Source organism: Methanoregula sp. (assembly GCF_035543475.1).
Classification (GTDB): Archaea; Halobacteriota; Methanomicrobia; order Methanomicrobiales; family Methanospirillaceae; genus Methanoregula.
In genome coordinates this window covers 142,240-161,176 of sequence record NZ_DATKKA010000023.1, presented here as the reverse complement: position 1 = coordinate 161,176, position 18,937 = coordinate 142,240, and the positions used below count along the sequence as shown (strand labels likewise).

At 55.7% G+C, this 18,937-nt stretch carries 19 protein-coding genes; 7 read left to right on the top strand and 12 right to left on the bottom strand.

Annotation, left to right across the window (positions count from 1 at the left end; genetic code table 11):
• The first annotated feature begins 7 nt into the window (after nucleotides 1–7).
• On the top strand, nucleotides 8–844 hold the full coding sequence (gene larE, locus VMS83_RS08300; protein WP_325411710.1) for an ATP-dependent sacrificial sulfur transferase LarE: 837 nt from the start codon (nucleotides 8–10) through the stop codon (nucleotides 842–844).
• Between the two features lie 17 nt (nucleotides 845–861).
• Nucleotides 862–1,629: a formate dehydrogenase accessory sulfurtransferase FdhD gene (gene fdhD, locus VMS83_RS08295; RefSeq protein WP_325411708.1), complete on the top strand. Its 768-nt coding sequence runs from the start codon at nucleotides 862–864 to the stop codon at nucleotides 1,627–1,629.
• Here fdhD and VMS83_RS08290 read toward each other — a convergent pair.
• Nucleotides 1,615–2,550: a TIGR00269 family protein gene (locus VMS83_RS08290; protein WP_325411706.1), complete on the bottom strand. Its 936-nt coding sequence runs from the start codon at nucleotides 2,548–2,550 to the stop codon at nucleotides 1,615–1,617. The genes fdhD and VMS83_RS08290 overlap by 15 nt on opposite strands.
• A gap of 4 nt (nucleotides 2,551–2,554) precedes the next feature.
• Nucleotides 2,555–2,749, bottom strand: coding sequence for a MoaD/ThiS family protein (locus VMS83_RS08285; protein ID WP_325411704.1), 195 nt, complete (start codon nucleotides 2,747–2,749; stop codon nucleotides 2,555–2,557).
• A 124-nt stretch (nucleotides 2,750–2,873) separates the two neighbouring features.
• Between VMS83_RS08285 and nadA the strand changes: the two genes are divergently transcribed.
• Both nadA and VMS83_RS08275 read left to right on the top strand, forming a co-directional pair.
• Entirely contained in the window at nucleotides 2,874–3,785 is a 912-nt protein-coding gene (gene nadA, locus VMS83_RS08280; protein WP_325411702.1) for a quinolinate synthase NadA, read from the top strand.
• A 131-nt stretch (nucleotides 3,786–3,916) separates the two neighbouring features.
• A complete protein-coding gene (locus VMS83_RS08275) occupies nucleotides 3,917–4,780 on the top strand; it encodes a methanogenesis marker 8 protein (RefSeq protein WP_325411700.1) in 864 nt (287 codons plus the stop codon).
• 60 nt (nucleotides 4,781–4,840) lie between these two features.
• Here VMS83_RS08275 and comE read toward each other — a convergent pair whose 3' ends face one another.
• From comE to VMS83_RS08250, 5 genes are read right to left on the bottom strand one after another with little or no spacing between them, the layout of a single operon-like run.
• Nucleotides 4,841–5,956: a sulfopyruvate decarboxylase subunit beta gene (comE, locus tag VMS83_RS08270; protein WP_325411698.1), complete on the bottom strand. Its 1,116-nt coding sequence runs from the start codon at nucleotides 5,954–5,956 to the stop codon at nucleotides 4,841–4,843.
• Nucleotides 5,949–7,223 (bottom strand): cysteate synthase, encoded by a 1,275-nt coding sequence (locus tag VMS83_RS08265; protein ID WP_325411696.1) that lies wholly within the window; start codon nucleotides 7,221–7,223, stop codon nucleotides 5,949–5,951. Before VMS83_RS08265 ends, comE begins: the two co-directional genes overlap by 8 nt.
• A gap of 7 nt (nucleotides 7,224–7,230) precedes the next feature.
• A complete protein-coding gene (locus VMS83_RS08260; RefSeq protein ID WP_325411694.1) occupies nucleotides 7,231–7,848 on the bottom strand; it encodes a (Fe-S)-binding protein in 618 nt (205 codons plus the stop codon).
• Between the two features lie 4 nt (nucleotides 7,849–7,852).
• Nucleotides 7,853–8,560: a GTP-binding protein gene (locus tag VMS83_RS08255; protein ID WP_325411692.1), complete on the bottom strand. Its 708-nt coding sequence runs from the start codon at nucleotides 8,558–8,560 to the stop codon at nucleotides 7,853–7,855.
• A complete protein-coding gene (locus VMS83_RS08250; RefSeq protein WP_325411690.1) occupies nucleotides 8,557–9,369 on the bottom strand; it encodes an ATP-binding cassette domain-containing protein in 813 nt (270 codons plus the stop codon). The genes VMS83_RS08255 and VMS83_RS08250 overlap by 4 nt, the downstream gene beginning before the upstream one ends.
• A gap of 103 nt (nucleotides 9,370–9,472) precedes the next feature.
• Between VMS83_RS08250 and VMS83_RS08245 the strand changes: the two genes are divergently transcribed.
• Nucleotides 9,473–9,961, top strand: coding sequence for a helix-turn-helix domain-containing protein (locus VMS83_RS08245; protein WP_325411687.1), 489 nt, complete (start codon nucleotides 9,473–9,475; stop codon nucleotides 9,959–9,961).
• A 3-nt stretch (nucleotides 9,962–9,964) separates the two neighbouring features.
• Entirely contained in the window at nucleotides 9,965–10,906 is a 942-nt protein-coding gene (locus tag VMS83_RS08240) for an ABC transporter substrate-binding protein (protein ID WP_325411685.1), read from the top strand.
• A 51-nt stretch (nucleotides 10,907–10,957) separates the two neighbouring features.
• Here VMS83_RS08240 and VMS83_RS08235 read toward each other — a convergent pair whose 3' ends face one another.
• Both VMS83_RS08235 and VMS83_RS08230 read right to left on the bottom strand, forming a co-directional pair.
• Nucleotides 10,958–13,258 (bottom strand): PAS domain S-box protein, encoded by a 2,301-nt coding sequence (locus VMS83_RS08235; RefSeq protein WP_325411683.1) that lies wholly within the window; start codon nucleotides 13,256–13,258, stop codon nucleotides 10,958–10,960.
• A 118-nt stretch (nucleotides 13,259–13,376) separates the two neighbouring features.
• A complete protein-coding gene (locus VMS83_RS08230) occupies nucleotides 13,377–14,315 on the bottom strand; it encodes a cation transporter (RefSeq protein ID WP_325411681.1) in 939 nt (312 codons plus the stop codon).
• A 144-nt stretch (nucleotides 14,316–14,459) separates the two neighbouring features.
• Here VMS83_RS08230 and VMS83_RS08225 point away from each other — a divergent pair, with 144 nt between their 5' ends.
• Entirely contained in the window at nucleotides 14,460–15,005 is a 546-nt protein-coding gene (locus VMS83_RS08225) for a protease inhibitor I42 family protein (RefSeq protein WP_325411679.1), read from the top strand.
• Nucleotides 15,006–15,442: 437 nt separating this feature from the next.
• On the opposite strand, the gene VMS83_RS08220 is transcribed toward VMS83_RS08225, so the two are convergent.
• The 3 genes from VMS83_RS08220 to VMS83_RS08210 all read right to left on the bottom strand — a co-directional run bounded on the left by VMS83_RS08220 (nucleotide 15,443) and on the right by VMS83_RS08210 (nucleotide 18,905).
• Nucleotides 15,443–17,419, bottom strand: a complete 1,977-nt coding sequence (locus tag VMS83_RS08220; protein WP_325411678.1) for a PAS domain S-box protein — start codon at nucleotides 17,417–17,419, stop codon at nucleotides 15,443–15,445.
• A gap of 124 nt (nucleotides 17,420–17,543) precedes the next feature.
• Nucleotides 17,544–18,545 carry a flap endonuclease-1 gene (gene fen / locus VMS83_RS08215; RefSeq protein ID WP_325411676.1) on the bottom strand — a complete coding sequence of 334 codons (1,002 nt, stop codon included), beginning with the start codon at nucleotides 18,543–18,545 and terminating at the stop codon, nucleotides 17,544–17,546.
• Nucleotides 18,546–18,590: 45 nt separating this feature from the next.
• On the bottom strand, nucleotides 18,591–18,905 hold the full coding sequence (locus VMS83_RS08210; RefSeq protein ID WP_325411674.1) for a hypothetical protein: 315 nt from the start codon (nucleotides 18,903–18,905) through the stop codon (nucleotides 18,591–18,593).
• Nucleotides 18,906–18,937: the final 32 nt, after the last annotated feature.

The following is an 18,937-nucleotide window of genomic DNA, read 5'->3' as shown; positions in this document are numbered from 1 at the left end:
AGACCCTATGGATATACCAGCCCGTCGAAAACAGATCCTTGACCTTATTGCCGGCAGGGGGTCAATGCTTATCGCTTTTTCCGGCGGCGTTGACAGCAGTCTCCTTGCGGTGCTGGCCCGGGAAGCCCTGGGCAAGAAAAGCCGGTGCGTCCTGCTCGACAGCCCGGTCGTCCCCAGGGAGGCAGTTGAGGATGCCCGGCTCATCGCACGTACATATCATCTTGACCTGGAGATCCTTCCCGCGAGCGTGATGGAGGACGAACGGTTCACACGAAACCCCGGGGACCGCTGTTACTGGTGCAAGAAGGATTCCGCTGCCGTACTCCGGCGGCGGGCAGAGGATCTGGGATTTGTCTGTGTCGCCGATGGCACCAATCTCTCCGACAAGGGGGAGCACCGGCCCGGCCTTGCCGCAAGTACCGAGGAGGGGATCATTCATCCGTTTCTCGACGCCGGCCTGACCAAAAACGATATCCGGGAGATCGCCCGGGCGGAGGGTTTGTCATTCTGGGACAAACCCTCTGCAGCCTGCCTCTCCTCCCGGATCCCTTACGGGGATAAAATAACCCGCGACAACCTCCGCATGGCAGAAGAAGCCGAGGCATTCCTGCACGGGAAAGGCGTGAGGCAGGTAAGGGTCCGCATACATGGGAAGGTTGCCCGTATCGAAGTACCTAAAGAGGAGATGCACGCAGTACTGGATATGCATGCGACCGTAGCATGTGCCCTTCGTGCACTCGGGTTCTCGTACGTGACCCTCGACATGGAGGGATACCGGACCGGGAGCATGGACGAGGTACTCCCTCCTGCCAGTAAAAAATTGTCCTCCCGACAAAACCGGTGATCCTGATGCCCATACTTATGTTTAAGACTCTGCCCTGCATCAAACTGGACGGGGAAACTGCAAAATCCGGGACACACGAGGTTATCGACGAAGTTCCCGAAGCCTTATTTGTGAACGGGAGGCACGCGATGACCGCGATGATGAGCCCGACCGGGCTTGAGGATTTTGCCACCGGTTACCTCTTCACCGAACAGATCATCAAAAGCGCCGATGAGATCGAATCCATCAGGATCGAGACAAACCGCATCAGCGTGATCACCAAAAATCTCTTCAAGGTGCTCGGCCCCAAAAAGACGATCCTCTCCGGATGTGGGGGGGCAGCATCGTTTATTGATACTGAAAAACTACCCCGGATCACCTCAGAACTCACCATTTCACCGGATTTACTCCGTACTGTCACAAAAGAAGTCCTTGAATCCGAACTCCATTCCATCACCGGTGGGATCCACGTAGTGGGGTTAGCATCGGAAAGCGGCATTATCACCTGTTCCGAGGATATCGGGAGGCATAACGCGCTTGACCGGGTAATCGGGTACGCGCTGAGAAACAGGATCGATCTCTCGAGGACCTTTGCCATCTGCTCCGGCCGGGTTTCATCCGAGATGGTGCGCAAATGCCTGGTTGCAGATATTCCCCTGATGGTCTCACGCGGCGCAACAACAACCCTTGCGGTTACCATCGCTGAGCAGACCGGGGTCTGCATCGTCGGTTTTGTCCGAAGCACCAGGATGAATATCTATTCCCACCCGGAGCGGATTTCCGGGATATTATCACTCCAGAACTGAGTGCCTGAGCCGGCAGACCTGACAGATCTCTCCGGAGCAGGGATCACCACACTCCCGGCAGCGATGCAGATGCTCCATAACGGGCGTTCCTGCACACATGCGTTCGATTTTTCTTTTGCTCTCCATGAGATGCAGCATGGTTCCCGGATGCCGGCACTCAAGCCCGGCAAGCATGGCCCGGACTTCGGAACGGAGTGCATACCGTGTATACGGGCACTCAGGGAGAGGGGAAAATAGTCCCTGAACAAAGAGATAGACGGCAATCTCTTTTTCCGAAATTGCCGCAAGGGGTTTTATCCGGGGGAGAAAACGCCCCGACCGGCCGGTACCGGTGTTTCTGACCATGCGGGGGATATCTCCCCTGAAGGCATTCATCAGTACCGACTGGGCCTCATCGTCAAGGTTGTGGCCGGTCGCAATCACGGTTGCCCCGGCTCCCCGGGCTGCATCCGCAAGGGCCTTTTTTCGCAGGATGCCGCAGATGGTACAGGCCTGTGTTTCCCGCCCCTGGAGGAGTGCATCAAGGTCCCTGCCGAAGAGGTCACAAAATGAGATGATATGGTGTTCCACGCCGAGCTGCCGGGTCAGGGCCTCTGCTGCCCGCAGGGTGTCGGCACGGTACCCGGCAATACCTTCGTCAATGGTGATGGCAATGACAGATGCCCCTTTCCATCCGTCCAGGAGCCGGGAGAGAATGACAAGGAGCGCGGTACTGTCTTTTCCTCCGCTCAGGCCAACCGCTATCCGGTCACCGGGCCGTACCTGATCCTCTCCTTTCATTGTTGCTGCAACCCGGGCTTCGACATCCTGTACGAGGTGAGTCCCGCAGAGATGGCGCTGTTTTCCCGGCTGGAAGATGACCGCAGGTTCACCGCAGCAGGAACAGGCGGGAATTCCTCCGTGAGCATCAGGTCCGTACACGGGCCTATCCTCCGTGCGCGATCCGGATGATCCGGATCTCGTCAGTTCCGCGGAGTGTTGCCTGCTCAGGGACGAGGGTACCGTTTCTCGCCACCATCACCTCAAGGGGATTGATCCCGAGCTCGTGCAGGAGCGCCGCAACCGTGCCGGGATCGTTTTTAACCATCCGTATACCCTGATCCGGCAGAATCACTCTCATGGTCGCCGGAAGAAGATAGGAATGCCCGGTGCATAAACATCCCGGTACAGCCAGGGTATCCTGCCAGCGACTTTTTGATGCCCCAAAACACACTACTAGGATACAACCGCATGTGAGTTTACCGATGCAGGACACAGCCACGCTTCAGGAGGAGATCCTGCGGCTCAAGAAGAAGAGAAACGCGATCATCCTCGCGCATAATTACCAGCGTCCCGAGGTGCAGGATATTGCGGATCTCACCGGTGATTCGCTGGAGCTTGCCCGCGCCGCAGCAGCCCTGGACAGTGATACCATCGTCTTCTGCGGGGTCGATTTCATGGCAGAAACCGCTGCCATCCTCGCCCCGGAAAAGACCGTGCTCCTGCCTGTCACGGATGCCTGTTGTCCCATGGCGGGCATGGTACGTGCAGAAGAACTCCGGTTCGCCCGTTCCCGCCATCCTGATGCGGCAGTTGTCTGCTACGTGAATACAACTGCTGATGTCAAAGCGGAAAGCGACATCTGCTGTACTTCGGCAAATGCGATCGACGTGGTGAATGCGGTCCGGGAGGACACCGTCATCTTTGTACCGGATAAAAACCTGGGGCAGTACGTGGCGCGCTTTACTAAAAAGACCGTGCTGCCCTGGGAAGGGTTCTGTCTTGTCCACGACCGTTACACGCCTGCCGATGTGACCCGCGCAAAAGAGCTGCACCCGGATGCAGTCGTGCTCGTCCACCCGGAGTGCAGGCCCGGGGTCATCGATAGGGCAGATCATGTTGCAAGCACTTCAGGGATTGTCCGGCATATCAGGAATGCGCCCGGCAATGAATTCATCATAGGAACAGAGATCGGTATCCTGCACCGGCTCGAAAAGGAGTGCCCGGGCAAGCGCTGCTACCCGCTCTCGGAAAAGGCAGTCTGCGTGAACATGAAAAAGACCGCCCTTGTCCATGTCCGCGATGCACTCATCTCCCACCAACCGGGGATCGTTGTGCCGGAAGAGATCGCAGGCCGGGCCCGCCGGGCTATCGAACGCATGCTGGCGGTTCCTTAAACGATCCTGCCGCAGGGCACGGCATTATTACACGTCCACGCATAAGATCCACACAGGAAATACCAGTCCTGATCGGGAAGGATCGTAAAGGATCAACCTTTGTCAGGAGGAGAAATAGGGAGGAATAACCTGTGACGAGCAATGATGAAGACATTCATGTGATCGAAGCAATCGGCCGATCGAGAATAATTATCAAAAACGGGAATGTTGCTGAAGTATCGGTCTCAAAGCTCCGCCAGTGCCCGCTTGCGAAAAAATTTGCCCGGCCCGTAGAGGATATTACCCAGGACGCTGTGAAGGCAAACATCGAACACCGGATGGATTCGTGGGGGATGTGCCAACCCCACCGGAAGGTACTCGGGACCGTTGATTTTGTCGGCTTTGGCGCTTCGGAACTGATCAGCTCCGGCATTCTCACCGGGAGCATGGATGCCGCGGTGCTTGCCTGTGATGGTGCGGGAACGGTGATTGTAACAACGCCGGAGATGGTACAGGGCATCGGGGGCAGGATGTCAGGACTCGTGAGCACCTCGCCACTCACCGAAGAGATGGATCGGATCGAGGAGAACGGGGGAATTGTCCTTGACCGGGTGAGGGCCACCATAGACCCGGTACTCGGCGTTGCACGGGCATATGAACGGGGCTTTACCCGGGTGGCAGTTACGGTGGCTTCAGCAGGAACCGCACAGGCAATCCGCGAACAGTTCCCGGATGCTTTTATTTTCGGCGTTCACATGAGCGGGATTACGGAAGCCGATGCCGAACGGATTGTCGGTGTCGCCGATATTGTAACGGCCTGCGCTTCGAAATGGATCTGGCAGGTCGCCGGGGCCCGTGCACTTCTCCAAGCAGGAACCGCCGTCCCGGTCTTTGCCCTGACACAACAGGGCAAGCAGCTCATTCTCGACAAGATCGCCCGTTCAGACCGGCCGGTGCTGGTTTCCGGTTCAAAACTGCCGGTCTATGGCCCAGAGCTCCCGGATCCCCTTTTGTAAAGGTCCCAAAGATATTCCTGTGGAAGGGGAGATCCACCCTGTTCTTTTTCAGTTACATGGTCAGGATAACGCTGCCATGAACCGGTCCCGGATCTGGGCGGGTGTCAGGGGGATGTTGGGCACATCGCTGTTGCCCGGACGGATGCGGGCGTGGATAAATGCCGGCCCGTCACTTTTTCCTGCGGCAAGCGCAGCTTCGAGTTCCTGGGCTTCGTGTACGGTTGAAGCATGCTCAAACCCCGCCCCGAGCGCCATAAGGGCAAGGTCTGCACTATCCTGCCCGGGCCGGGGCTGGTTTCCGGTACTGCCAAAGACACCATTGTCAAGGCATACTATCGTAAGATTTCCCGGTCCCGTCGCTGCAATAACGGGCAGAATCGCTGATCCAAGAAGGCTTCCGTCGCCATCGATCACAATCACTTTTTTGTCCGGCCGGGCACTCGCAATACCAAGGCCGATCGCCGATGTCTGGGTGTAACTTCCCAGCATGTAGAAATTTTCCGGACGATCCCCTGCTGCGTAGAGCTCCTTTGACGGGACACCAATATTTGAGACCAGGATCTCATCCTTCACACACCCGGCGATGGCCCGGATCGCATCGTACCGCGTCATGACCGGTGAGCGCCAGTTCCGGCTGTAGTTGAGGGAAAACGGCCGGGGGGATCCTGCCGCAGCGGGGATACTGCCCCCGGCTTCAGCAAAGCATTCCGGCCGCAGGAGGATGACATGGGGTGCCCGGTCCCGGTATGCCGCTGCAACCGCTTCCCCGATCTCATGGGCTGCACCGGGCCCGGAAACTTCCGTACAGGCAATTCCTGCTGCTGAAAGGATGCTTGGAAGCGGACGGTTGAACGGGATCTGGGCCGGGATCTTCTCCCCTTCGCACCCCCGCCAGCTCGCAAGGATCGGGAGCGGGAGACCGAAGGTTACCGTGAGGGAGAGGATGGCATTGAGCATGTTCCCGATTCCCGAGCTCTGGATGGCCAGTGCCGGGCGGGCACCGGCAAGATAGGCCCCCGCAGATATGCCCACACCATCCTCCTCCCGGGTCAGGCCGATGTGCCGGAAATGGTCCGGCAGCAGAAAAAAAAGACCCCTGGCCCGGTCGCAGGGGATCGAGCTGACAAGATCGATTCCCTGCCGTTTGAGCTCCCCGATGATCTGGATTTCATCCATACTGTTCCACCCATCTCCTGAGCTCTGCCCCTGTCTCATCCAAAGGTTCCCCTGCGGCAACCATTGCGGACACTTCAAGGGGATAGAGTGTATAATCCTCCCGGATCCGTTCACACCCCCCTCCCGTGATGTTCAGGAGGATATGATCGTCAGGGCCGACCGCTCCCGTCTCTGTTGCCCGCATGAGGGCCGCAGTGGCGACTGCAGCTGCCGGATCTGCATCGATCCCCGTGGTATCCCGGATGAGCTGCATTGCTGTTTTTCCCTCCTCGTTCGATACCCCATACATGCGCCCGTCCGTTGCACAGAGAGCATCAAAGAGTCCCCCTGCAATGCCGTACGGGGGACTCCGGTTGGTAAGAACCGGGGACATAACTGCCTGTATGGCATTGGACGCATCCGGCATATCAATCTCCGGATCGATGGTGCGGCGGCGCTGCTGCCACGCGGAGACTAGAGGGGTAAAGGGTTTATTCTGGGCAAGGTGGAGACGCGGGAGATTCGTTCCGTACCTTCCATCCATGATGAGCCGGATCGCTGCCTCCCATGCAGCAATGGCTCCCGTCCCGCTCCCGACTGCCTGGAAATAATGATCGGGAATCCTGCCCAGGGTTACCGCTGCATCGAGCATCACCGTACCCATCCCGTCCCTGCGGGCAACATTTTTTGCACCGCCCTCGGGTACGCACCCGGGAACTGCTGCAAGAGCAGCGCTTACGGTAATGGCATCGGTATAATCGCCGTCAACCGCTACAAGGAAGACATCCTGTGCGGGTGTCGTTGTCCAGAGTCGCGGGACAGCGTCCCGTGGTACCACCACTACCACCGGTTTTTTGTACTGCGCGGAAAGACCGGCAAAGGCACGCCCGGTATTTCCTGCTGAGGCGATCACGGGTATTTTCTTCCCCAGCTCCCAGAGCCGTTCCAGCGTAGGCAGGGCCTCAAGTTCCTTGAATGATCCGGTGGTAAGGGTGGCGTGATGCTCGGGAGAGTACCCGGAAAACGAGATTGACAGATGGGAAAGACCCATCTCCTGGGACAGATCTTTATTGGTGAACGTCACCGGCCCTCCCGAAGGAAGCAGCGGATGGGTCACCGGTAGCCAGCAGAGGTACCGGAATATCCCGCTGTGAGGAGCCAGCTTGAGTCTGCGGCTGCTGTATTCGGTGCGCAGCAGGGAATTATGGCCGGCGGGGCAGGACAGGGAGGTCATATCGGAAACGGGTTCACCCCCGCCGACGCATCGGATACGGTATTTAGGGATCATAGAACATTCACTGGATTCGGATATCCTCAACTCTGACATGGATGCCGTCTGTTTTCTTTAAGACCATGTTGACAACCGCAGTGTGGGAAAGGTCCATCATACAGTAACCCGGGAGAAAACGCTGCCGGAGACCCAGGGTGGGAGGGCGATGGATGGTTTCCGCAATCCCTTCGAACGCGTGAACATGGTATGCCTGTACATCAACCGTTTTCTCTCTCCTTGCTGCCAGAGGGCCGACGGTGTGGCATTCCAGAACCCCTGTTACGGGGTTTGCAGAGAGCACACGGAGAACATGGTATACCGGACAACCAGGGCCGGCAGGACGGCCGGTAACAAGTGCCCCGGGCCGGATATCCCATTTTTCCACCAGGTCTGCCCGAAACGGTACGATGAACTTGCGGGCCGAGGGCTCCCCGGGGAACGCGTGGATCACGAAATCATACTGCGCTCCTGTCACGTCCGTCCCGGAATAGCGGGCCCTGCCGGTGGATTGTGCAGGCTGATCCCCGGTAGAGAAGGGACAATCGGCCTGATTTTTCGTACCGGTACTGACGGCATGAGTAAACTCGTCACAAGAAGGGAGACCGCAGGATCCGCAGTTCTTTCCCGGGGGGGTCCATACCATAGATTCAGTCTCCCCGGTAAATGTTGTCAGCCTCTTCAAGCGGACGTATGACGCCAAAATGATGCTGCCATCCGATCTCCTTTTTGCCAATACAGATGGTACAGACGCCGAGTGGCGGGGTGCCCCGCAGCATAATGGTCTCCGGATCCTCCACAGCAGGGTATTTCGTGATGGCCTGGAACAGGTACCGGAGACCCGTGCCCTGCACTGCATTGGTCTCAATGATATCGATCTTCGGGACCACCCCCCGGATACACTCCCGGAACACCTCTTTTTCCGCCTGCGAGATCAGGTCGGTCTTGGTTACTACCGCGGCGTCGGCAAGAGAGATCAGAGGTGCCATCTTGAGAGGCGCATTACTTCCGGAAACTGCAGGAAGGACAGCGATACCAAACGCCTGAGTGATGTAGGGAGTGCACCGGAGACAGAGCCCGGCACTCTCCACGATGAGCATTCCGGCGCCAATTTTCTCTGCCCAGGCGATGGCATCCTTTAACACCATGATGCCCATATGATCAGGACAGAGATCGCCTGAATAGACTTTTCGTACCGGGATATTGAATTCATCCCGCAGTTCTTCATCCTCGAATGCCCTGACAACATCGATTTTAAGATATGCGGGTTTATCCGAATGGACAAATTTTTTGATGATCTGGCGGATGACCGCAGTCTTGCCGGCACTCGGTGGACCGGCAACAATCAGGAGTTTCATGCGGGAATACCGGTCTTTTTAGGAGCAGACCGGATGCCTTTGCGGTTTCCCACGAGATCACCGCTGCGGATCTTCTCCCGGAGCTGCCACAGGAAAGAGTCCATGCCGGATACGGTGCCAATTATCTCACCTTCAGAGCCATCGGGTTCGAGCACCGCAAAAACAGCACCATTCTTCATAACGATTCTTCGATCGGTGATAAGCGCGATATAGGGGTCATGGGTAACAAAAATTACTGCTTTTCTGTATTCCCGCAGGCAGGTAATGACCCGTTCCTTGTTGATACCGGCGTTCTCCACTTCGTCGAGAAGCAGGATCGGTGTCTGTCCAATCAGGATGGCATCAGCGATCAGGAGCGACCGGGTCTGGCCTCCGGAGAGTCCGGTCATCCGCATCGATCCGTCAATCTTCTCCCCGGTAAATTCGTTTGCAAGCTCAATGGTACAGGAGATCATGGCATCAGTACCGGTATTTCGTGCCTTAAGATGGAGAGAGAGGAACTGTGTAACGGTCAGATCAGCAAGAACCCGGGTATTCTGGGTAATGAGGGCGATGGGCTTTCTTGCCGGATCGCGCACGATCTCTTCCGAGGGTTCCCCGCCGTTGACAAGGATTCTCCTGCCCGTCACCGTATCCTCCTGTGCCAGTATTTCGATATCATTGATGAATGCGGATTTTCCTGAACCGGTAGGCCCTACAATAGAAAGGGTATCCCCGGGGCGGATCACGATCCGGTCAAACCCTTCCTTTTTTCCGTCACGGGTTGTTCCCGGAAGGATGGTCAGTTCGTACTCCTGATCGCTGTACATCGCAGGATCATCAGCGGGATTATTCAAATAGTTTTCCAATTTTTTAAAATAATTAGCCTTATAGTAATAATTATAATCTTTGAAATATGACATAAAGGATAATATGTTCTCAAAAAGAATCTTTGAGGCCGATTTTATCACGGCGCTCAGCGACGAGCTGGAGCGTAAGAACATGACCGTGAAGGATCTCGCTGAACAGACCGGTATCCCGGTCTCGACACTCTATAAGATAACTTTGGGAGAACGGGATCCCCGGTTCTCCACGGTGAAAAAAATTGTTTCTGTTCTCGAACCGGAGCGGCACCGGTTTATTGCGGTGATCGCCGCAAAATTTCTGCTTGACTCCGTTACCACACGTGAAGTGGAATCCGGGGGGAACACATTTTCCATTAAGGGGTATTCCGCCCATTCCCTCGATGAGTGCATCGTTGCTGCAGCCCGGGCGGAAAAGGATGGGGCATCAGGGATCATCTGCGCCCCGATTCTTGCTTCGATTGTTGAGAAGATCGTGGATGTACCTGTCGGTATGCTCCGTCCCGAACTTTCCTGCGTGGACGAGGCGATCGGTGCGGTACTCAAGAAGGTTGGGTAAACAATGTCCCGGGACACTATCAGGATCGGCCACCTCTCCACCCTGTACCATACTGCATTCCTGCTCCGGGGATCCAGCCTGCTTGCAGATCAGGATATCAAGGCCACCTGGACCCTCTTTCCTTCGGGCCCGGATATTATCGGCGCAATGCAGGAGGGCAGGCTGGACCTGGGGTACATCGGCCTTCCGCCGGTTATCATCGGGATCGACCGGGGACTGGAACTTGCCTGCATCGCAGGAGGGCACATTGAAGGAACGGTGATGATCGCAGGGAACACGATCCGGACCCTTGATGCGTGCAACGACATGGCTGAGTTCCTTTCTCAGTTATCCGGTAAGACCATCGGAACTCCCCCGAAGGGATCCATTCACGACGTGATAGTCAATAATCTCCTTTCAGAAAACAAAAGAACGGATATAGCGGTGCGCAATTATCCCTGGGCGGACTTCCTTTCCGATGCGCTCGTCAACGGGGAGATCGCGGCTGCTGCCGGGACACCGGCGCTTGCAACGACTGCCGGGCGTTACGGAAACGCACGGCTGGTAGTACCGCCTCATCGCCTCTGGCCATTTAACCCGAGTTACGGGATTGTGGTGATGAGGAAGATGCTCGAAAAACGCGACCTGATTACCCGGTTCCTTACCGCCCATGAAGCTGCCTGTGAATGGATCCGGAAAGATCCAAATGCATGTGCCCGGATTGTGGCAGAAACGACAGGGATGGTAGACGCATCATTTGTCCTCGATACATATCGCATCTCGCCCAAATACTGTGCTGCACTTCCGCCGGAATATATTGCATCCACGATGAAATTTGCAGAAACGCTCCATGCACTCGGTTACACGTCCCGCCTGATCGGGGAGAAGGAATGCTTCGAGCGATCCCTGATCGAAACCCTCCATACAGAGCCACACCATTACACTGCCGGAATCTCAGGCGGATAGCGGAAACGTATACCCTCCGCGAGGATATTCTTTCGCGATTGGGCGGGAGGACTATTTCATCAGCCGGTAAGCACCCCGGGGCACCCGCATGGTGAAGCGGGCCCCTTTCCGGTACTCCCCGGTCTCAGTTATCCCAATACGGGTGATGGCGAGGATCTCCCGCGTCAGGAAGAGGCCAAGCCCCGTGTTTTTTCCAATGCCCCGGGAGAAGATCCGCGCTTTCTCATTGTCCATGACACCGATCCCGTTGTCCTCAAAAGAGAGAAGAAGATCTGTTCCGTCCATTGCACCGTAGAGCCGGATCTTCGTTACCCCTTCCCCGTACCTGAATGCATTATCAAAAAGGTTGTAGAAGACTTTCTCAAGCATCGGATCTGCGTAGATCTCAAGATCGCCGGTTTCACAGGTAAAGGAGATGGTATTGATAAACTGGGCAAACGCCCGGGCTGCTGTATTTCCGACATGCTGCCAGAGCGGCGATTTGATGCCAAGATCATCATAGGCACGGGTAAATTCGATCTGGCCGCGGATAGCGAGCAGGGCCTTCTGCTCTTTTTCGAGAAGTTCGCGGGTGGTCTCATCGTTTTCCCGTTCCCGGAGAAACCCGTTGTAGGCAAGGAGCACCGTGAGCGAATTGAGAACATCATGCCGCGTCACGCCGATTAAGAGATTCAGTTTCACGTTCGCGATGCGAAGGGCATCCCCGATCTGCTGGACGCCGGTCAGGTCCCGGATCGAAAGGATCAGAGCCGACCGGCCCTTAAGGGTAAAATAGGCAAGTGCAATGTCCGCAGGAAATACGGTCCCGTCTTTTTTCCGGTGGTACCGCAGGGCTACACGGGGAACCCGGCGCTCAAGGGCCTCCTTTGTTTTCTCCGGTTCGGAGGAAAGATCGAGGAGAACCATCCGGAGCATCTCTTCCCGCGAATACCCGTACAGTTCAGCTGCTGCCTGGTTCATGTCAAGGATGGCCCGGGTCTCCATATCGGCAAGGATAAGGGGATCGTTTTTCGCTTCAAAGACATTCCGGTATTTCTCCTCACTTTCGTGGAGCTCCCGGGTTGTCGAGAGCAACGCAAGCTCGGCATCTTTGCGTGCGGTAATATCCTGAACAACCCCGATGACCCCTTGTATAGTCCCGTCATGCCCCTTGAGAGGGGTGGCAATACCCCGTACCCAAATCGTGTTTTTCTTTTTCACACTCAGCAGGATCTGGACATCGGAGGTTTCCACCGTCTCCCCCCCCAGTGCGCGTTCAATCGTGAGGGGGATATCTGTTTTTTTGAGGGAAGGAAAACACATCTGCAGATCCTTTCCCACCACATCTCCCGACGCAATACCGGTAAGCTCTTCCATGAACGGGTTCCAGAGCGTGATACGCAGGGAGGTGTCAAAGGCAATGATGCCCTCCCGGACATCCGAGATAACGCATTTCAGGAACGCCTCCGAAGTCCGAATCATATGTTCTGACTCGGCTCGCCGGTGTTCACTTGCAGCAAGCTCATTATAGTTCTGGCGCAGCTCTTCCTCGGTCGCGGTCAGCTGTTCGAAGGCAGCGGAGAGTTCTTCGTGCTTCCTTTTCAGCTGTTCTTCTGCTTCCTTCCGCTCAGCGATCGGCCGGGTGGTAACCACCACGCCATCTACTCCCTCAACACCGGTCAGGTTGGCAGCGACAGATTCAACCCACAAATAACTGCCATCTGCCCTGCGTATACGGAATTCAGAAGGGATGTGGTCATTTTTCTTCTCATAAACGGTGGCCAGATCGGATTTGATGCGATCCTGATCCTCCGGATGGATATAGTCCATCGGATCCTTTCCTATCAGCGATCCGGGAGGATAGCCGAGGATCTTCAAGGATGACGGGGAATCATAGGTGATCCTCCCGTTCCGGTCAAGAATCCGGATGATATCAGATGCATTCTGGAAGATGGCACGGTACCGTGCCTCGGCTTCCCGGAGTGCATTTTCAGCACGCGATCTCCGGACTATCTGGCGGAGCTTCTCGGCAAGTTCGGCAAACTGTGCCCGTGGATTGCCACCTTTCTGGAGATAGGAGTCAGCACCGCTGTTGATAGCCTCAATCACTACCTCTTCCCGGCCTTTCCCGGTAAAAATGATAAAAGGGGTGGTATTTCCCGACTGCCGGAGCTCCTGTAAAAAGGCGATGCCATCCATTCCCGGCATCTGATAATCGGAGATAATGGCATCGTAGTGATGATCTGCGAGAAGGCTGAGTGCTTCCTCTGGGGAGAGAACGACATTGACGCTGAACTCACCGGTCCGCTCGAGATACAACCGGGTGAGATCGAGCAGGGCAGGTTCATCGTCAATGGAAAGGACACGGATCACGGGAAGTACACACTCGATACGATCGGGTTGTCGTGTACGTTATTAAACAATTTCCCTTCGATCAGAATCGGGTTGTTTTCCGGAGCGGTGATGACAGATCAATAACAGGAGAGAAAAATCATGGGTGACCATCCGGCAAAGATCTCTCGCTGGTAGGAACAATGGACACTATGCTTCCGGGGATTTTGCCTTCAAGGGAGAATTTGAGCCTGTCGCTGGTGTCCTGGACTGCTCCCATTTTCAGTCCGGGGTCGAATCCCAGGAAGATATCAATATAGATCTTGCTGCCGGAGCGTCTCGAGCGGACCCCGTAAAACCCATTGTATTCGTGAAAGAATGCAGAGAGTTCCTGTAAGATCACGATCTGGAGCTCCTCTTCGAGGGTCTTGTCGAAGAGATCGGGAATGGAGGAGGAGATCTCGCGGAACCCTGCAATAAGAAGGAACCCGATAATGACAAAGGAGACAAAAGGATCAATATATGTGGCCCAGGAATAGCCAATCAGGGCAAACGAGAGGACCAGGGAGAGAAGGACCGCAACATCGGCAAAGGACTTGGCTCGCCGGAGTCGCCACTGGGCTTCCATGATAGGCGAGGGTTCGACCCGGGAGATCCGGTAGTTCTTTTGCCAGAGGTAGGTATCGATGATGGCCGAGATTATCATCATGGGGACGGCGATAAACGCACCGGCGGGCTGGAGCGTCTCAGGAACAAAGATCCGGTGAAACGCGGTAAAGAAGATGATAATAAGGGAGACCAGCATCACGATCCCGGTGGCGCTCCGGGTAAATGTCTCAAATTTACCCATCCCGTAATCGTAGGTGAAGGCTCCCCCTTTTTTCATCTTTATAAGAATGACAAGTGCAAAGATTGTGGCAAGAATCTCATTGCCGCATTTCATCACATCGGCAAAGAGCGTGACCGAGCCGGTAAGGACGACGGCCAGAATTTCCGGGAGCCAGAGTCCAATGTCGCAAAGAAGGCTGATTACTACAGTCCTTTCTCTAGAGACGGAGGATCCGGCCACCTCCCTGCCAGGCCCAAAAGAGAGATCCATATGATCCCGGATATGTAATACACGTGAGGCTAAAAGAGAATTCGATTTGTAAATTACCCGTCGGTTGACTGCAAAATAAATCGTAGTTATCGCCAGATTTATTAAAATTCCCGCAATAATGAGTTTATTTAACAGGTGAGAAGAATGAGAACATCCCTTATTACCGGAGCACTGTGCTGCGCACTCATTGTTGCAGCCATAATCCTTGCCGGGTGCACACAAGCCGCATCCTCCACGACTACTCCTTCCCCTACGGTACCGCCAGAGACTACACTACCTTCAGGCATGCCGGCGGTGACCGCAACAGCAGTGATGACCACCCCGGCAACAGCCATGACACCTGTACCATCGCCTTCCATGAATTCTGTCACGACCATCTTTGTGAACAGCTCTTCGAACGGAGATATCCTGACCATTCCGGCCAGTGACCGGGTACTGGTCAGGCTCAACGAGAACCCGACAACCGGGTATACCTGGAATGCGACCCCCTCAAAAGGTCTTGCAGTAATCTCTGATATCTACTATCCACCCAACACCTCCCTGATCGGAGCCGGAGGTTACCATGAGTGGATCCTCGCCCCGGACACGGTGGGAACCTACACCTTCAAGGCAGTGTACATACGCCCATGGGAGGGTGTATCATCTGCTGCCGATTCCTTCAGCCTGGTGATCGTAGCAACCCCCACGTAGCCGGGGGAAGCCCCCTCTCTTTACCTCACTCCTTTTTTTACGGTCTTTCCCCTGATACCTTCCCGCCCGAACTTTCAGGGGAAACACAGGTTCAGAAACTGGAATAAGTAAAGGGACTCCCGCTCATGCTGAGTAAAACGGGTCCCGGTTATTTTTTTGCAGGGACCCCATGGGGGAGTGGGGGTCCTTTCGATCCGCGAATGGTGAAAGGGACTCCCCCTTATGATCATATGAAGGGGGTCCCACTTAGCATTGAGGGAAGGGGGACCCCCGATCCCCTCTCGTCTGACACTTCAGTGGAAACACAGGTTCAGAAACTGGAATAAGCAAAGGGACTCCCGCTTTATGCTGAGTAAAGCGGGTCCCGGTTATTTTTTTGCAGAGACCCCCATGGGGGGGTAGGGGGGCCTGTGATTTTTTTTTGGCACGATCCCCCTTCAGGATCTCCCCGGCACACCCGCCGGCACTTCACCCTCGGCCGGCACGGCGTTCCCGTTCTTCCGGTACCGGAACCCTCCCTCCGGCACCTGAATCTCGAACCGGGCACCCTCCCCGGGCGTCCCGGTCTCTGAGATCGTAATCCCGGTGATCGCAAGGATCTCCCGCACCAGGAACAGGCCCATACCTTTTTTCTCCCCGATTTTCCGCTCGAAAATCGATGTCTTCATCTCTTTGGGAACGCCCACCCCGTTATCAGCAAAAACGATCTTCAGGCCAGGCTCATGGCGCTCTGTCCCAATCCTGATGGTCGTTGCATGCCCGCCATGGCGGATCACATTCTCGGCAAGATAAGTGAAGATCTTCGCCACCAGTGGATCAGCATAGATTTCGAGAGCATCAAGAGAGGGTGAGGTCACGATATCAGGCCGGGAAAACGACGGAATCATCCTGCGCACGTCCTGCCAGCGGGGCTCTTTGACCCCGATCTCTTCGTACTCCCGGGTAAACTCCATCTGTTTCTGGATGGCAAGGGCAAGGCCCTTTATCTCCCGGTTCAGCTGGTCGCGACCCTCACCTGCCGGCATGCCGTATGCCATATCCACAAGGCCGACAAGCCCGGTGATGATGTTGGTGATCTCGTGCCGGGTAATTTCGGTCATCATATGCAGCTTCCTGCCCGCCAGAGCGACAGACTGCTCGGCACGTTTGCGCTCCGTCATATCCCGGGCGATTGCGAGAACTACTTCCCGGCCTGAGAACCGGTAGACATGGGTGTTTACTTCTACCGGAAACGTTGAGGTATCCTTCCGTATAAACTCGGCATAAAAAGAGAAGTAGCCCTCTTCTGAGATCGTTTTGCTGATCCGGGGCACCTCACGAAGGTGCGCCGGTGAAAGGATATCCACAACGCTCATTTTCAGGAGTTCTTCCCGGGAATACCCGAGCAGGCTGCAGGCAAAATCGTTGACCTCCAGGAACTTTCCCGGGCCGTTCTCGTTCTGGAGATGGATGTAGACGGCATCGTTGGCATTATTAAATACGCCGCGGAATTTCTCCTCGTTCTCCCTCAGACTGCGCTCGCTCTCTACCAGGGCGGCATAATCATGCATCAGGATCTGCTCGTTTGCGGCTAGTTCCGCGTATGCCGCCTGGATCTCTTCCTGGTTCCGCTTGAGCTCGCCATAGGCCTTCCGGAGTTCCTGCTCGGCCTGCTTCCGCTGCGTATTATCGATGAAGGTCTCGAGAAGGGAGGGTTTGCCGGAGATTGTCACAGGGGTAACGTACTTGATGATCGGCACGTTCTTTCCCTCTGCTGTGATCAGGATCTTCTCGGAATTATCCACCGTTTGCCCGAGATCTGTGATCGGGCATTTCCCCGCTTCCGCCGGGCAGACATACCGGTGGCACTCTTTCCCGATAATCTGCTCCCGGGGAAGACCGATCAGAGCAGAAGCGGCCGGGTTAATATCCGTGATCAGGTGGGTCGCAGCGTCTATCACGAGGATCCCGGCCTTGACCGAGGAGAAGATAAGGTTGAGATAATCCCGGCTTTCCGCAAGGGCCAGTTCCGCTTTTCTCCTGCGAACCGCCTGGCGAATCTTGTGGGCGAGCTCGGAGAACTGTGACGTCGGCTCTCCTCCTTTCTGGAGGTAGAAATCAGCTCCATTGTTGATCGCCTCGATGACCACCTCCTCCCGTCCCCGGCCGGTGAAGAGGATAAAGGGGATGTCAGGAAACTGTACCCGTACCTCCCTCAGGAACGCAAGGCCGTCCATCTCCGGCATCTGGTAATCGGATATGATCACATCGTAGGTGCTTTTCTCCAGTGTGGTAAGCGCTGCACGGGCTGATGTTTCGGTATCGACATGAACATCCTCATTGTCTTCAAGGAACAGTTTCCCGATTTCGAGCAGGCCGGGCTCATCATCCACGTACAGGACGGACAGAAGGGATTTTGCAGCACCGGGGATCATTGAAATCGTTATCTGGATTTATTCTATAAATAAATACGCAAATAAGAAAATGCGGGCAAAAAAGTCCCGGATTCAGATACAAGAGGGACAACGGCATTTACCGGCCCTTCCCGGAACAATTGCTTTAAAAGAAGCTCTCGAGTGTTTTCTGCCCGGATTTGACGGTATACCGTTCGAGTGCAGCATCCACCCGGTCACGGGCAAAATCGTACCCGTCACAGAGCATCCGCTGTATCCCCTCAGGATCCGGGTGACCCCAAGCAAGCGTATATCCGGTTGTCACCGGAGGGCGCAGGAACAGTTCCATGACCGGCTCCGGGTCAAAACCGGGGCATTTCTCTGCAAGCTTCGCCTCAAATTCACCTTTCTGCACGATCTTGAGACCGGTCTTTGCTCCCACACCATCGGCACCTGTGTTGAAGTCCGTGCCGACAAGGATCCCCACCTGGACCAGCTGCTCCCGGGTGAGGTGAAGGCCGGTAAGCACCTCGGTAAGGACCACCCGTTCCGGGTTGACGGAGATCACGCGGCCCCGGATCTTTCGCTTCCCGCTCACGGTGAGGTTACGCACGAGCGTGGGTGCACCAAAAAGAAGCGTGTCATAATCCTGCGAGACCGCATACCGGGCATCGCCCCGCTGTACCATGAAGGCTGCCTGTGCCTCTCCTTCCCCGGCTGCCTGAACCCAGGGAATTCCCATCAGGTCGAGCAGTTCTTTTGACGTGGAAATGATCGTCTCGTCCACCCTGCTCGAAGACCGCGCCTGCTTATACGCTTCCTCCTCATCGCCCCGTTCGATAGCCTCTTTCCACTTTTCCCCGGCCACCTCCCGGCTCTTCCGGCGGATGGCGATGGTTGCATCCTTGAGATTCGAGGGTTTTCCATCGAAAACAAAGACCGGCTTTATCCCTTTTTCCAGGAAATTGACCATCCGGAAGAGGATTCCCGAGAGGTGCGATGTCACCCTCCCGTGATGGTCCATCAAAGGCGTCCCGTCAGGCTGCCGGATGATAGTCAGGAACTGGTAGAGGGCGTTGTTTGCATCGACCGCTGCCACCCCGGAAAGGTTTTCCCAGGTAACCGGCGTCTTGTAATCTGCAATGATATCCCGGAGTGCGACACCCATATCCGTCCCTCTGTTTTCGCGCCATCGTGTGAGCCCGTCGGGCTCTTATTTATAGGCCCGCTTTGAGAGCTCGCCGACAAGCTCCTCGAGCCTGCCGGTGGTCTTGTCATATTTTTCGTTCATGTGGGTGGAGATCTCTTCAAGGTTCGTGCGCAGCATCCGCTCCCGGGTGATCACGCTCTTTTCGAGGTTCCGTACCTTGATCTGGAGGGACAAAAACAGGCCGCCCAGCGAGAGCATCATAAGGGCAGCAGCTACGGCAATGGTGAGGTCCTGCCAGAACCGCAGGATAAGAAAGAGAGTCGAGATAACCATGACTGCAGTGAGCAGGATGTCAGGGAGATACTCGGGAATGTCCATGCTTTTAGATGATGAGAGCGCACATCATTAAG

Coding starts and splice junctions, on each gene's coding strand:
- VMS83_RS08285 (WP_325411704.1), bottom strand. CDS start 2,749: ATGAGAGTGATTCTGCCGGATCAGGGTATACGGATGGTTAAAAACGAT.
- VMS83_RS08225 (WP_325411679.1), top strand. CDS start 14,460: ATGAGAACATCCCTTATTACCGGAGCACTGTGCTGCGCACTCATTGTT.
- VMS83_RS08260 (WP_325411694.1), bottom strand. CDS start 7,848: ATGGTATGGACCCCCCCGGGAAAGAACTGCGGATCCTGCGGTCTCCCT.
- VMS83_RS08220 (WP_325411678.1), bottom strand. CDS start 17,419: ATGATCCCCGGTGCTGCAAAATCCCTTCTGTCCGTCCTGTACGTGGAT.
- VMS83_RS08255 (WP_325411692.1), bottom strand. CDS start 8,560: ATGAAACTCCTGATTGTTGCCGGTCCACCGAGTGCCGGCAAGACTGCG.
- VMS83_RS08245 (WP_325411687.1), top strand. CDS start 9,473: ATGTTCTCAAAAAGAATCTTTGAGGCCGATTTTATCACGGCGCTCAGC.
- VMS83_RS08250 (WP_325411690.1), bottom strand. CDS start 9,369: ATGTACAGCGATCAGGAGTACGAACTGACCATCCTTCCGGGAACAACC.
- VMS83_RS08265 (WP_325411696.1), bottom strand. CDS start 7,223: ATGATCCCTAAATACCGTATCCGATGCGTCGGCGGGGGTGAACCCGTT.
- VMS83_RS08210 (WP_325411674.1), bottom strand. CDS start 18,905: ATGGACATTCCCGAGTATCTCCCTGACATCCTGCTCACTGCAGTCATG.
- fen (WP_325411676.1), bottom strand. CDS start 18,545: ATGGGTGTCGCACTCCGGGATATCATTGCAGATTACAAGACGCCGGTT.
- VMS83_RS08230 (WP_325411681.1), bottom strand. CDS start 14,315: ATGGATCTCTCTTTTGGGCCTGGCAGGGAGGTGGCCGGATCCTCCGTC.
- comE (WP_325411698.1), bottom strand. CDS start 5,956: ATGGATGAAATCCAGATCATCGGGGAGCTCAAACGGCAGGGAATCGAT.
- VMS83_RS08240 (WP_325411685.1), top strand. CDS start 9,965: ATGTCCCGGGACACTATCAGGATCGGCCACCTCTCCACCCTGTACCAT.
- fdhD (WP_325411708.1), top strand. CDS start 862: ATGTTTAAGACTCTGCCCTGCATCAAACTGGACGGGGAAACTGCAAAA.
- larE (WP_325411710.1), top strand. CDS start 8: ATGGATATACCAGCCCGTCGAAAACAGATCCTTGACCTTATTGCCGGC.
- nadA (WP_325411702.1), top strand. CDS start 2,874: ATGCAGGACACAGCCACGCTTCAGGAGGAGATCCTGCGGCTCAAGAAG.